Below are 12,908 nucleotides of genomic sequence, written 5' to 3' on the forward strand. Positions count from 1 at the left end.
GCCCTGCGGTCCGGCAGCGTGCCGGCAGGATCACGCCACCGGGATCGCGATGCCCAATTCGGCAAGGACGACGTCGATCTGACGGATCGAGGCAGGAGCGGCGTCGCCGTTCCGGATCTGGTCCGCGAGGCTCGGAATGTAGACCTGACCGCCGATATAGCGCTCATTCAGACGTTGCGCGTCGGTATAGCGTTCGTCCGAACCGGCACTCGCCGGCAGCCGGGTGAGATCGCCGCCGATCTCGTCGAGCGTGTGATGCAGATTGTCGCGCAGCTTCTCCAGCCCTTCCTTCGGAATGCCGTTCAGCCAGTCGATGAACTGCTGGCGGGCGGCCGGCTGGTCGAGCCGGTAACCCCTGAGTTCGGCATATCTGGCGAGGATCGGCACGGGGCTGTATCCGTCGCCGCTCTGGTCGACGAGAACGCCGGCCGCCGTCTCGCTCAGGCCTGAATGGGCAAGGAAGCGCCTGGAGGTCTCCGTCATGTACCGGTTCGATTCGCGAGTGTCGGCGACTATCATCTGGCCGATCACCGCGGCGCCGACGATGACGAGGCCCGCCGGGCCGAACATCGTGCCGGTGCCGAGGGCAGCCATGATCGTTCCGCCCGCCGCCGCAGCCGAGAGGCTTCCCATCAGCGGGTCGCCGCCCTTGAAATAGTCGAAGGCGATCCAGGCGTCGAAGCCGCCGCTCAGCGCCCCGAGGAACTTGACCGCCGGCCGGCTGCTGCTGCCGAAGTGCTTGACGGCGGTTGAGTCGGAGCGAAGCAGGTCCATTCCGCCGAGGAGCTCCGTTGTCCGCTGGCCGAGCCCCACTGCATCGATCACCACTTTGAGATTGCTTCTGAGGCTCGGGCTGTTCTGCGCTGCGTTCGCGGAGTTGGCCACACTCGCTCCCGTCGCGGCAAGGCCGATCAGCCGGAGCATCTGGCCGGGACCGGTCGTGTTCGCGAAGGAGCGGACGCCGCTCGAGCTCTTCAGCCCGTTCAGATCGCCGTCGAGGGCTGCCATCTTCGCCCGGGCCTGCTCGATCGTCTCTCCGGGCTCCGGCAGGGACTTGTCGACCGCGTCTATCGCCCGGTTCAGGTCGGCTTCGGGAATGCCGAGCATTCGTGAAAGGCCGCCGTCTTTCAGCCCTTGCAGGCTGGCCTTTGCCTTGCCGAGGGCGGCCGGATCCCCGGTTTGCAGATCGGTGAAGGACGGAAGCACCCGGTGGCGGATGATCTGCGTCGTTGCCTCTTCGGCGAGCTTCCGGCCGCGGTCGGTGAGGCGGGCCTGATAACCCATGAGCCTGACCACAGCCGGACTGTCGAGCAGAGCCGGGTTCTTCTTCATCGCGATCTCGACCGCCATTGCGGTCTTTTCATCCGAGAGGATCTTGCCGATTTCGTCGTCGACGGCCTGTCGTTGAGACGCCAGCTCCGGCGGCAGGTTACCGAGTGATGTCAGCTGCCGCAGCAGTTTTTCGCCGCTTGCGGCAATATTGCCTTCGAGGCGCTGCTCCGTTGCAGTCCATTCCGGACCCTTCTCCTTCTTGTAATCGTCAATCGCTTTCGTGAGCTGGTCCGGGCTCATGGTGCCGCCGTGGTTCGAAATCAGCCACTGCAGTTCCTGCATATGCTCCGAATAGGCGATCACGTCCTGGTTGACCTCGGCGGACGCATACTGCTTGACCTGCGGAACGATGTTCCGGACGACGAAATCGGAAGAGGCCGGGGCACTTTCGACGGCCACGGCGATCGGATAGTCGAGACGGGAGCCATTGGCGATCGCCATCGGTATCGAGTTCGGGCCGTAGCCACCGAGTCTGGCGAAGCGCTCGGTGATCGCATCGGCACCCGGACTGCCGCTTATGCGGTCGATAATCCTCATCATATCTGTCTGGCCGTTCATTCCGATCAGGTCGCCACCGATCTTCTCCTGCTTCCGGCTGTTTGCCGCCTCGATCACCGGCATGGCGGAAGAGAGGAGCTTAGTGGCGAGCCGCGGATCGGCACCGTCCGTCAGCTGCTCGAGATTGCGCATTGTCGTTGCGGCATCGCCCTGTTCGCTGAATGCGTGCTCCGGCCGATAGTCGGCAAGGGGTTTGGATGCCCGGTTCGCTGCCTTGAAGATGAGAGCCTGCGCGTCCGCGGAATGCAGAAGAACGTGCTGGATCTCTGGCGCAGCCGAAGCAAAGGCCGAGGAGAGCTTGCGGAAAGCCTCTTCCGGGCTCCGCGAGGCATTTGCGCCGTCAATGATCGTGCGCGCCTTCGCCTCGACGTCGACGCCCGCATGGGTCGACGGACGCAGTTCGGTATTCAGCGCTTTCGCCGCATCTTCGATCGCCATCCGAGCGGGCGCCGCATCCGTCCAATCGCGGTCGTAAAGGCGCTGCAGCACCGCGGATCGCTGCCTTTCCGGCAGTGCCTCGACATGGGCCCGGACATCGGCGGAAATTCCGGCGGTCGACGCTCGATGGTCGATCTTCGGGTCGTCGGAATACTGGATACGGTTGCCGCGATCATAAATCTCGTCGGCGAGGACGGCTTCGCCGTCGGTCTTCAGGCCGCGCTGCAGGATTGCCGCCTTGACGGCGCTTCCGGCGGGGCCGGCATCGAGCCAGCCCTTGTTCATCAGCCGGAGGGCTGCAGCCTGTCGTTCGGCGGGCAGCAGGCTGTCGAGATAGGTACCGACGTCACGCTGCAGGTCCCTGCCTTCGGCGGCATAGTCGATGCCGGAGGGGTTGGCGGCATAGGCGAGTTTGTTGCCGCGGTCATAGAGATCGTCGAGGAACGCCGCTTCACCCGTCGGCACTCCCCCGCCGTCGACGGGACCGTTGGCGACGAGCGCGGGGGAGGCGAGGGGCACGATCACGACGTCGTTCGGCAGGACGGTTCCGTCGGCGGGCAGCGCTATGCGGTTCGATGCGGCAAGATCATCGAGGCTGACATGGTTCTCCCTGGCAATCTCCCAGAGGCTGTCGCCTCTCTCGACGACGAAGGCTTTTTCCGTCATCGGGTCGATCACCTTCGGACCGCCTGCTGCGGCTCTCTCGCGCACGGCCTGGTTGATTTGTTCGATGAAGAACCGGCGCTGTTCGTCGGAAACGGCGATGGTGCGGCCGCTTGGATCGTGGCGGCTCTTGCCGTCGAGGTCGATGCGGTAGGACATGGGCCTGGATCTCCCTGGCTCTGCGCAGCATTCGATGCCGCCCATTCCGTGCTGCGAAATGGAAAGCGAAGAACGAGACATCAATTCAAGGTGCTAGGCGGTCGCGCGTGGGCGCGGGAACCACTATGGCGGACCTTGTTAATGGTTTGATGACAGGAGCGGGATCAACGCCCGGCGATCCGGATATCAGTTGGAAGCCGGATCTCGGAGGCTGCGCAGTACGGCCGGTGCATCTTTGAAGAGAGCGAGCTCCGCAACCATGTATTGCAGGAGATAGGTGAGATAGAGCACGATCAGGATCGCAAAGATGAGGTTCTTGACGGCCAGCGACAGGTCGAAAACATGAAACTGCGGCGCCATGCGCGAGAGATAGGCAAGCATCAGATCGGCGATGAGCAGGGCAAGGACAATCGGGGCGATCAGGAGTACCCCGATCTGCATGACGCGGTCGAGAATCCCGAGCACGGCAAAACCCGCTCCGGAGCCGAGCGCCGGCGAAAAGCTGGTGACGGGCCAGATCTCGTAGCTGCGATAATAGGTGTCTGCGAGCAGCGAAAAACCGCCTGACTTGAAGAAGAGCGCGACCAGTGCCAGGACGAAGAACGTGCCGGCAATACTGGTCTCGGTTGCCTGAAGGGGATCAACGAGCTGTGCCGAGGTCGAGCCGCGCTGCAGGTCGACGAGATCGCCTGCCATTTCAGCCGCCCAGAAGGGAATGCCGAGCACCACGCCGAGCACGACGCCGAGAATGAGTTCCTTGAAGACGAGACCGGTCACGACCAGGCTCGAGAAGCTCTCTCCTTCCGCGAAGGTCGCCATGAATCCCGGTATCAGCGGTAACGCGATGGCGATGGCGACGCCGGAACGGATCAGGCCCGTAAGCCCGAGCCTGACGAAGGCCGGCGTGATCACGATCATGCCCAGCGCGCGGGCCATCGCGATCGCCGCTGCAGCGAGCACCGGATAGATGATATCGGCGAGCGAGGAGATAGCTGAGAGAATGTCCACCTCGCGCCCTACCGCGTCAGGGCCGGAAAGACGTCGAGCGTATTGCTGGCGAAGTCTGCGACCTGCACCGCAAGCGTCGGCCCCAGCACGATCAGAGCCAGCATGACGGCAACCAGCTTGACCGCCTGCGGGAGCGTCTGGTCCTGGATCTGCGTGAGTGCCTGGATGAGGCCGACGCTGATCCCGATGATGATCGCGATGGCGAGCGGCGGGCCCGAGGCAATCAGCACGGTCAGCATTGCTTTCTGCGTCTGGGCGAGGAAGGCTGTTTGGTCCATGGACGCTATCCGTAGCTGAGGATCAGGCCGTGCATCAGCCGCGACCAGCCGTTGACGGCGACGAAGAGAAATATCTTCAGCGGTATCGAGATCAGTGTCGGCGAGACCATCATCATCCCCATCGCCATCAGCACCATCGAGACGATCAGATCGATGACGAGGAACGGCAGGTAAAGCAGAAATCCGATCTCGAAGGCGCGGGTGAGCTCCGAACTCACAAAGGCGGGAACGAGGATCAACAGACTGTCGCTCTTGACGGCGGCTCTCGCCTCCTCCGACCAGATCCGCTCCGTCGCCTGAAGGAAGAACTGACGCTCGTTCTCGTCCGTGTAGCGGGTGAGGTGCGCCTGGAGCGGCGCCCGCACCTGGTCGGCGGCCCGCATCATGCTGTCCATCGACTGCACGTCGATCTGCTCGCTCGAAAGCGTGCGGTACATTTCGCCGACGAGCGGCGTCGTTACATAGACGGTGAGGATCAGCGCAACGCCGTAGAGGACCAGATTGGGCGGCGATTGCTGGATGCCGAGCGCATTGCGGATCAGGAAGAGGACGATAGAGATCTTCAGGAAACCTGTCATCGTCACTACGGCGAGCGGGATGAGCCCGATCGTCGAGACGATGACGATGATCGGAATGAGATTGGTGGTCGTCTCACCCATCGGTCGAGAGCCGCACCACGCGCACGCCGAGGCCTTCGCCGATACGGATCAGCTCTCCCTTTCCGATGAGCCGTCCGTTCGCTAGAATGTTGACCGGGCTGGCAAGACTCGGATTGGCGTGAAGCACCGTTCCCTCGCTCATCGCGGCGATTTCGTTCAGAGGGAACTCGGCCCGGCCGACCTCGAAGACGAGTTCGATCGGCAGATCGGCGAGCGGTTCGAGTTCCTCGGACGAAGGTGTCTCCTGGGTCATCGCGGAAAATTCCCAACTTGTTGTGAATGGCTTCCAGCCGGAGGCGAAGACGAAGCCGTCGTCGCGGCGATCAAGCGCTGCGACAAGGTGATTGCCGAGCGTTACGAAGGCGTCGTGGGTCCCGGACCGCTCGACCTGGACGACATCGCCCGGGCGCAGAGTTTTCAACTCTGCAAGACTCAATTGCTGTGTGCCGGCCCGGATCTGGAGACGCTGGACGAGGCTGCCGGTGAAGTCGGTCGGGAAGCGTCGGCGCGTGCCCAATGATGTTCCGATTTTCGACGCCGCCGCGACGCTCAGATGGAGCTCTGCCGGGAGCGGAAAGTCGCCACCGTAGACGAACCACGCGAGCTTGATGGGATAATCCTCGACAGTCTCGGGAGGTCCGAGCCGCAGCGGTTCGCCGAGGTGCGTTTCCAGGGCTTCGAGAGAAGGGGCGAGGGCCTCCTCCAGGAGGATGTTGCGTTGCAAGGCCGTCAGCGCCGAGACATCACCCTGTACTCCGAGCGCGGCAGAAAGCCCGTCGAGTGTTGCGGCAGGCATCAACCAACGGCCCGGCGCAGTGCCGATGAGGAAGGCGATTTCTATCGGGTTGTTCGGAAGTGCCGTTCCGTCAGCCACCTCGAAGGCGAGTTCGGCCGGCGGCAGCGAGAGGCGGAAGGCGACACGAACGCCCACGAGCCGGTTGATGAGATCGACATGCGCCGGATTCACGTCCGGAAGCCACGAGCAGTCCTCCGCATGCGAGCGGAGTTCGGCAGTTGCTGAACTTGCCTGCGCGGTCGACCTCATCCTACCGTTTCCTGCTCCTCGGACGGATCGCCTCCTCGTCCTCGATTTCGTCGAGGAGGGCGGCGCGCTTTTCGTCCTTTCGCTGTTTTTCGGCGGCGAGGGATCGTATCCGTTCGTAATGCCTGTGTTTGAGCCGGTATTCGGCTGCAAGCTCTGCCCTCTTTTCAGCTTCCCGACTTTCCCGGTGCTTGGCCTCATGGACCTGCTCCTCCAGCGCGCGGGCGCGGTGGTCCAGGCCCAGCAGAGCGTCGCGAAATCGTTCGAGATCCCGCTGACCGACCGGGCCTTGCGCGAGATCGGTGTAGAGAGCCTCTTCTTCCTGCCGTCGCTGCACCTCATGCGCGATGCTTTCAGCCTTTGCGCCTTCCAATGCGCGGACAGTCTGGACATGCCGGTTGTGCTGGCGCTGGGCCTTCTCGTCAGCCCGCCGCATTCGCAGCGCTCTCAGTTCGACGAGTTGTCGAAGATTGCCTTTTCGTGTCACGCAGCCAGTCCCCTCAGTTGTTCGATGGTGGCCTCGAAGGTCGAGAATTCGTCGCCCGTCTGCCTCAGGAACGCTTCGATGGCGTCACGCTTGTCGATCGCCTCGTCCAAGCGAACGTCCGCGCCGCGCTCATATTCCCCGACCCGCAGGAGGAGTTCGATCTCCTGGTAGCGGGCAAGCAATGTCCGGACATGGGCCGCATCATCCCGATGCGCCCTGCCGGCGACGGTTTCCATCAGCCGGCTGCGGCTTTTCAGGACGTCGATTGCCGGGAAAAAGTTCCGCTCGGCAAGATCGGAACTGAGCACGATGTGCCCGTCGAGGATGGCCTTGGTTTCTTCGGCAACCGGGTCCAGCGTTCCGTCGCCCTCGGTCAGCACGGTATAAAGGGCGGTGATCGAACCACCATGCCCCGGCCCGGCGCGCTCGAGCAGGCGGGGCAGGGCGGCGAAGAGCGACGGGGGATAGCCGCGGCGCGTCGGCGGCTCGCCGGCCGCAAGTCCGATCTCGCGCTGCGCGCGGGCGAAGCGCGTAACACTGTCCATGAGGAGCAGGACGTGGCGGCCCTGGTCTCGAAAATACTCGGCGATCGCCGTCGCGGCATAGGCGGCCTTGACCCGTTCGATCGCCGGCCGGTCCGAGGTTGCAACCACGACCACGGAACGCCGGAGCCCTGCTTCACCCAACTGGCCCTCGATGAATTCGCGCACTTCACGTCCGCGTTCGCCGATCAACCCGATGACGATGACATCTGCCCTGGTCCCGCGGACGATGGCTGAAAGCAGAGAGGATTTGCCCACTCCCGGTTCCCCGAAAATGCCGACACGCTGGCCGCGCGCGACCGTCAGCAATCCGTCGATCGCGCGGATGCCGAGTTGCAGCGGCTCACTGATCAAGTCGCGTTGCAATGCATGCGGCGGCGGCCGGTGCGTGGGGTAATAGGTGTCGGTGATGACCGGAGCCACGCCCTCCCGGGAAAAGTCGAGAATTTCGCCGAGGGGGTTGAGGACACGGCCGAGGAGATCGTCGCAGACGGGGATTTGCAGGGTCTTGCCGGTGGCGATGACTTCGGCGCGCGTCGACATGCCGGCGAGATCACCGATTGGCGTCAAGACAGCCTCCTCGTCCTCGAATCCGACAACCTCGGCCGGTACCGTCGCACCGGAAACGGGATCGCGCAGATGACAAAGCTCACCGATCCGCACCATCGGTGCGGTTGCGTGAACGATGATCCCGGTGATGCGGCGGACACGGCCATGCACCGGCCGCGTCTCGCTGCCGAGTGCCCGCTCGCGCAGCCTTCGGACGATGTCGCCGGGGTCGGTCAGCAGGTGTTCGTTCATGCGGGCGCATCCGGACGTGCAGGCCGAGCGCCGACCAGGGCGTCGCGAATGACCGAGAGCTGGGTGTCGAGTCCGGCATCGACCACGGCGATGGAGTTGGCGAGAACGCATTTGCTGCCGTCAAGCCGCGGATCTGCAAGAACGGTAATCTTCAACGCGTGATTGGTGTGGCGCTGGCGCACGAGCTCGGAGACGCGTTCGGCAATCGCGGGTGCGACGGTAATCGTGACGTCGCGCTCGTGCTGAAACGACTGGAGCGCCTGCTGTGCGAGTCTCGCCACGAGTTCGGCCTGATCGAAGCCGCCGAGCAGCTTCTCGATGATCGCCAGACTGAGTTCTGCGATCTGCCGGTCAAGTCCTGCCATGTATGCGTTGACGTCGGCGGTGGTCTTGACGAGCAGGGCAGCGGCCTGGCGTTCTCCGGCAAGCCGGCCCGCCTCGTAACCCTCCCGCCTGCCATTCTCGACGATCTCGCGCATCTCGGCGCGCTGCCGCTCGGCCTCTGCCCTTGCGGCGTCCAGAAAAGCGAAACCTTCGAGCCAATGCTCCGCTTGAGCCTGCCGCAGGATCTTCGCGGTCGGCCTTGAAGGCAAATCGTTCATGCGACCTCCTTCGCAGCGGCGCCGGTGAACGTCTCCCGCGCGAGGCGTCTGACGATCGCGGCCCCCCGATCTGCGTCGTCCGGTTTGGAAAATCCGGCGTCCTCCGCCGTCTCCTGCCGAAGCCGCAACCACGCGGCCAGGGGCGCGGGCAGAGCGGCCTGCCAGCTCACCCAGCACTTTCGGCCGTCGGCCTCGATCGCTTGCACTAACTCATAGAGATTGTCCGGCGGCGGACGGCTGGAGGCGAGATCGCGATTATGGATGGCGAGACGAAAGGCGTCCTCGCCGATCCTTGACTTCATCTCCGCGACCTCGCGGCTGCGGATTTCGCCGGCGAGGACCTCGCCCCAGAACACCGCACCCGCCGCGCGACAGTAATGGTCCGTTTGTTCTCGCGGCAAGGCGAGGAGCTCGAGGTCTTCCTCGGACGGGCGGGCGCAGGACGAGGCGGGCGGAAGCCGATAGCGTTCGCAGAGCAGACGAGCAAGCGGCCGCTGGACACGACTCGACTGCTGCAGCCGCAACGCGGTCTCGGTCGAGATCGCCTCGTCATAGGCCTGCACGATGTAGCGCGGGTGCACGAGGCGCGCCGGCGCAGTCTGGAAAACCGTCCAGATGTCATCGGGGCCACCGCCCGGGGAGCCCTCTGAGAGCGAAGCACCGGTCATTTGGCAGGACCATAGGGTTGCAGGGGATAGATTTTCCGGCGCCGGCTCTGCCGGCGCCAGAAGAGATAACCGAGGCCGCCGACCGCGGCAGCAAGGCCGCCGACGAGCCCGCCGAAGATCAGCCGGGCCTTGGCGACGCTCGACGGCAGCATCCAGATTCCGAGGAACGACGTCAGTTCGGTCGCCGGGGGCGGCTCGCTCGACCGCTGGCTGGCAACCGCCACGACAGAGACCTTCTCGTAGGAGAGGCCTGAAATGCTATTCGCCACCAACGTCTTGATCCGAGGGATGAGCGGATTGACGTCCAGATCGGCTTCGTGCCGGATGAACACCGAAGCCGAGGCGGGTATGGCGTTGCGCTGCAGCGGGTCGTTATCGGGCAGAACGACATGAACGCGTGCAGAGAGCACCCCGTCGATTTCGGAGACGGTGCGCGAAAGTTCTTCGCTGAGGGCATAGATCATCTGCGCGCGCTCCTGCACGGGCGAGGCGACGAGCCCCTCCTGCTTGAACACGGTGCCGAGAGTGGCAAACTTCTCCTTGGGGAGGCCTGCCGCGTTGAGTGCGGATACCGCCTGCGCGAACTGATCCTCGTCGACGGTGACGGTCAGCTTGCCGTCCTTCTGCAAGACGCGGCTCGCCGGTATGCCCTTCGAAATCAGGATGGCGACCATTTCGTTGGCCTCGCGCTCATCGAGGTTCGTGTAGAGATCGACGCTGCAGGCCTGCAACGCCAGGACCATCAACGCGAGCGCCAGCCCGCGTCCCACTGCCGGGAAGTGCCGCAAGGTCTTCATTGACCCTTGGTGAGCGTCATCGTCGCGCTGGTGAACTGCGTCGGCGCCCGGACGACCATCTGCGTCTCGATCGCGTGGTCGAAGATCCGCCCGAGCGACTCGACGAGTCGTCCCGCGTCGCTCTCCGGGGTGCGCGTGGCGCCCGCCTCGGCAGGAAGCCCACCCGGCGCGAAGGATGTCGTTGCCGGCGCCGGACCGGAGGAGGCGGGGAACGCGGTGCTGGCGGCGAACTTGCCGGCACGTTCGACGAAGCCCTCTAGGTTGTCGATGATCGTCCGGCCGAGATCGGCCGGACTTGCGCCGTGAGGCAGCGTCGTGGCGTTTAGCGCCGAATGCTCGAAAAGGTTCTGCGAAGCGGGCGCGGTCGTGTCCTGCAGGGCAGGGGCTATCGGCAGGGTGGACGTCTCTACCGGCGGAACAATCGTCATGATTCCGTCTCCTGTTGAGAAAAGCGAAATTACTCTTCGTCGGACAAGGCCTCGTTCAGCACTTCCTGTGCGATCTTCATCATTTCCTGCCCGATCAACTGGCTGCCGCCGCTTGAAACCGCTTGCTGCAATGCCTCTTCGAACTGTGCCTGGGCGGGGTCGACAGTCGGGGTCTGGGTGGATGCCTGCGTGGTCGCGGTTACCGAACCGGTCATCTACTGCTCTCCTGCTGCTGTTTGGTTTGTCCGGGCGTTGGCGGTCGTCGTCGCCGCCTTGTCGGTCAGGTCGTCGGCGACCTCCTCGTGTTGGCCGCCACGGAAAATGCGCACGCGCGGGTCGTCCATCCGAGCACTCGGGGACGGCTGGACAGAGGCGGCCACCTGCTTGACCATGGCAATGAAAGGGGGAGGGCCGGATACCCGAAGCACCGGCGCGTTCGCCGTGGCGCGCACGGAAAAGCGGTCGTCCATGAGGTCGAGCCGGTGGATCTCGGCGATCACGGCGTCGCCGTTCGCCCTGCCGATGTTGATGATCTGCGTCGAGACTTCATCATTCGTGTTTACGTGGAGGACCGAGCCGTCGAAATACCAGACGAGACCGTTCGCCCGTGTCAGCTTGTCGAGAAACCCGCCCGCTGTGTCGGCGCGGACGTCGCCGCGCACCTGGCCGCGAATCTTGTCCGACAGAAGCACCGGAACGGAGAGGTTCCGGCCGAACTCCTGCAGCGCGTCGCGAACGTCCTGGTCGATCAGGACATAGCTGTACCGGCTGTCGAACCAGCCCGGGACTCCGGCGTTGGCCGGGCACGTCGCCGCAAACAGTGTGATGGCAAACATGCAGAACCTCCCGCTGAGCATGACGGTCTTCATGTCAAGCGCTCCGATTGTTCGCATCAAGCCGACCAAAGCTATAACACTGGATCGAGAGGTGCAACTCGAGGTTCAGTAAAAATGCAGGGGACCGTTACACGCGGGGCGCGCAAGGATCGAAAACCCTTTCAATACAAGGTGGTCATCGCGGTCAAAGACTGCCCCGCACCCTTGCCAAAACGCAATTTAAATCGGTTTATGTCACGCATAATTTCATTGTGCAACATTATGTGATGAGTATGCAAATTGTCATTCGCCAGGTTCGACTTTAACCATTAATACACCCTGGAATGGGTGTTCGTTTAGATAGGGACTGCATGCCGGCGCCTGGCATTGCCTGGAACCGGCCTCAACTTGTCAAGGAGAAGAGAATGGCTGTTTCCGGTGTAGGCGGTACGCAAACCTCGGACAATTCGATCAAGACCATGACGGATGCCTTCGACAAGGCTATCGCGAAGTCCGCAGAAATCACGAAGATCACGACCGAGAAGAAGGTCGCCCTCGACGCAGCGAAGCAGCGTCCGAACGGCTGACGAAGCGCGAGGGGCGGCTTCGGGCCGCCCCTCATCCCCGTTGCAAAGATACGAGCTAGACCGGCGGCGCGCTCAGCGCAGCGTCGGAGTTTCGGCTATCCGGCGAGCGAGGTGACAGGTCCATGGCATCCAGTCTGATCCTCAGGAATTCAGCCCCATCCCTGACGCTCGATGTGCTGAAGGGCGTCCACAGCGGCGTCTCTCTGCCCCTGGAGCGGGGCACCTATCTGGTCGGCTCCGCAACCGATTGCGATCTGACGCTCAGCGACCGCGACGTGTCGGCGAATCACATGCGCCTGCAGTTCGCCGGAAACGAGGTGATGATCGAGGCAATCGGTGCCGATCTCATGGTGGATGACACCAACGTGCCCGTCGGGCACGGTCTTCAGGTGCCACTCCCCGTATCCGTTTCGCTCGGCAGTGCACACCTCAATCTCTCTCGGCCTGTGCGGGAACCGGTCGCACGAGCGGCAGGGTCTTCGTACGGCTGGATGCTGGGGAGCGTCGCAGCCTTTTCGATTCTCACCATAGCCGCCGTGCAGGCGGGTGTCGCCAAACTCGATCACGAGCCGGCGATCGCCCGGTTGAGCGAGAACGCGGTGACGACAGGGGCGATCGCGTCGCAGGCGCCTTCGTCGCAGGAGGTCTCGGCGGCGCTCGCTGCTAAACTGCGCGAGGCCGGCTTGCCGGATCTGAAGATCGAGGCCGACGGCACACGGCTGTCGGTATCCGGCGCCATCGGCGACGACGCGCGCAAGAACTGGGGCGAGGTCCAGACATGGTTCGATCGCTCCTACGGCACCAGCTTCGTCCTCACCAGCCTGGTCGGCGAGGCGGCGCCGCAGAGCGCCCCGAAGTTTCACCTGCAGGCGATCTGGTTCGGGGAGACCCCGTATGCGATCGGCGCTGACGGCGCGCGCCTCTACAAGGGCGCAGCGCTGGAAGACGGTTGGTACATCAAGGATATCCGGGACGGCAGCCTGACGGCGGCCCGACAAGGTGAAGAATTCGTCCTGCGCTTCTAGAGCCACGGCGAGAGGGGCA

The 12,908-nt window shown here is 63.7% G+C and carries 15 protein-coding genes; 2 read left to right on the forward strand and 13 right to left on the reverse strand.

The window, feature by feature from the left end; genetic code table 11:
- Positions 1-30: 30 nt before the first annotated feature.
- The 13 genes from H4I97_RS23565 to H4I97_RS23625 form a co-directional block, all read right to left on the reverse strand.
- Complete coding sequence (locus tag H4I97_RS23565; RefSeq protein ID WP_182308113.1) at positions 31-3,150, reverse strand: LysM peptidoglycan-binding domain-containing protein; 3,120 nt, start codon at positions 3,148-3,150, stop codon at positions 31-33.
- Between the two features lie 186 nt (positions 3,151-3,336).
- Positions 3,337-4,158, reverse strand: coding sequence for a type III secretion system export apparatus subunit SctT (gene sctT / locus H4I97_RS23570; RefSeq protein WP_182308114.1), 822 nt, complete (start codon positions 4,156-4,158; stop codon positions 3,337-3,339).
- 8 nt (positions 4,159-4,166) lie between these two features.
- Positions 4,167-4,436 carry an EscS/YscS/HrcS family type III secretion system export apparatus protein gene (locus H4I97_RS23575; RefSeq protein ID WP_182308115.1) on the reverse strand — a complete coding sequence of 90 codons (270 nt, stop codon included), beginning with the start codon at positions 4,434-4,436 and terminating at the stop codon, positions 4,167-4,169.
- Positions 4,437-4,441: 5 nt separating this feature from the next.
- The gene (gene sctR, locus H4I97_RS23580) at positions 4,442-5,095 is read right to left on the reverse strand and encodes a type III secretion system export apparatus subunit SctR (protein ID WP_182308116.1); all 654 of its coding nucleotides are present in this window, start codon (positions 5,093-5,095) and stop codon (positions 4,442-4,444) included.
- Positions 5,088-6,140 (reverse strand): type III secretion system cytoplasmic ring protein SctQ, encoded by a 1,053-nt coding sequence (gene sctQ / locus H4I97_RS23585; RefSeq protein WP_182308117.1) that lies wholly within the window; start codon positions 6,138-6,140, stop codon positions 5,088-5,090. The genes sctR and sctQ overlap by 8 nt, the downstream gene beginning before the upstream one ends.
- Before the next feature lies 1 nt (position 6,141).
- On the reverse strand, positions 6,142-6,624 hold the full coding sequence (sctO, locus tag H4I97_RS23590) for a type III secretion system stalk subunit SctO (protein ID WP_182308118.1): 483 nt from the start codon (positions 6,622-6,624) through the stop codon (positions 6,142-6,144).
- A complete protein-coding gene (locus H4I97_RS23595) occupies positions 6,621-7,967 on the reverse strand; it encodes a FliI/YscN family ATPase (protein WP_182308119.1) in 1,347 nt (448 codons plus the stop codon). The genes sctO and H4I97_RS23595 overlap by 4 nt, the downstream gene beginning before the upstream one ends.
- The gene (gene sctL, locus H4I97_RS23600; RefSeq protein ID WP_182308120.1) at positions 7,964-8,569 is read right to left on the reverse strand and encodes a type III secretion system stator protein SctL; all 606 of its coding nucleotides are present in this window, start codon (positions 8,567-8,569) and stop codon (positions 7,964-7,966) included. Before sctL ends, H4I97_RS23595 begins: the two co-directional genes overlap by 4 nt.
- A complete protein-coding gene (locus H4I97_RS23605; RefSeq protein ID WP_182308121.1) occupies positions 8,566-9,237 on the reverse strand; it encodes a type III secretion protein in 672 nt (223 codons plus the stop codon). The genes sctL and H4I97_RS23605 overlap by 4 nt, the downstream gene beginning before the upstream one ends.
- Entirely contained in the window at positions 9,234-10,034 is an 801-nt protein-coding gene (gene sctJ, locus H4I97_RS23610; protein WP_182308122.1) for a type III secretion system inner membrane ring lipoprotein SctJ, read from the reverse strand. The genes H4I97_RS23605 and sctJ overlap by 4 nt, the downstream gene beginning before the upstream one ends.
- Positions 10,031-10,462, reverse strand: a complete 432-nt coding sequence (locus tag H4I97_RS23615; RefSeq protein ID WP_182308123.1) for a hypothetical protein — start codon at positions 10,460-10,462, stop codon at positions 10,031-10,033. The genes sctJ and H4I97_RS23615 overlap by 4 nt, the downstream gene beginning before the upstream one ends.
- Before the next feature lie 29 nt (positions 10,463-10,491).
- Entirely contained in the window at positions 10,492-10,677 is a 186-nt protein-coding gene (locus tag H4I97_RS23620) for a hypothetical protein (RefSeq protein WP_182308124.1), read from the reverse strand.
- Positions 10,678-11,298 (reverse strand): type III secretion protein, encoded by a 621-nt coding sequence (locus H4I97_RS23625; RefSeq protein ID WP_182308125.1) that lies wholly within the window; start codon positions 11,296-11,298, stop codon positions 10,678-10,680.
- A 404-nt stretch (positions 11,299-11,702) separates the two neighbouring features.
- Here H4I97_RS23625 and H4I97_RS23630 point away from each other — a divergent pair, with 404 nt between their 5' ends.
- Together H4I97_RS23630 and H4I97_RS23635 are read left to right on the forward strand one after the other, a co-directional pair.
- Positions 11,703-11,864, forward strand: a complete 162-nt coding sequence (locus H4I97_RS23630; protein WP_165351027.1) for a hypothetical protein — start codon at positions 11,703-11,705, stop codon at positions 11,862-11,864.
- Positions 11,865-11,986: 122 nt separating this feature from the next.
- Positions 11,987-12,889, forward strand: coding sequence for a SctD/MshK family protein (locus tag H4I97_RS23635; protein WP_182308126.1), 903 nt, complete (start codon positions 11,987-11,989; stop codon positions 12,887-12,889).
- Positions 12,890-12,908 lie beyond the last annotated feature (19 nt).

The sequence above is a fragment of the Ciceribacter thiooxidans genome, from assembly GCF_014126615.1.
Classification (GTDB): Bacteria; Pseudomonadota; Alphaproteobacteria; order Rhizobiales; family Rhizobiaceae; genus Allorhizobium; species Allorhizobium thiooxidans.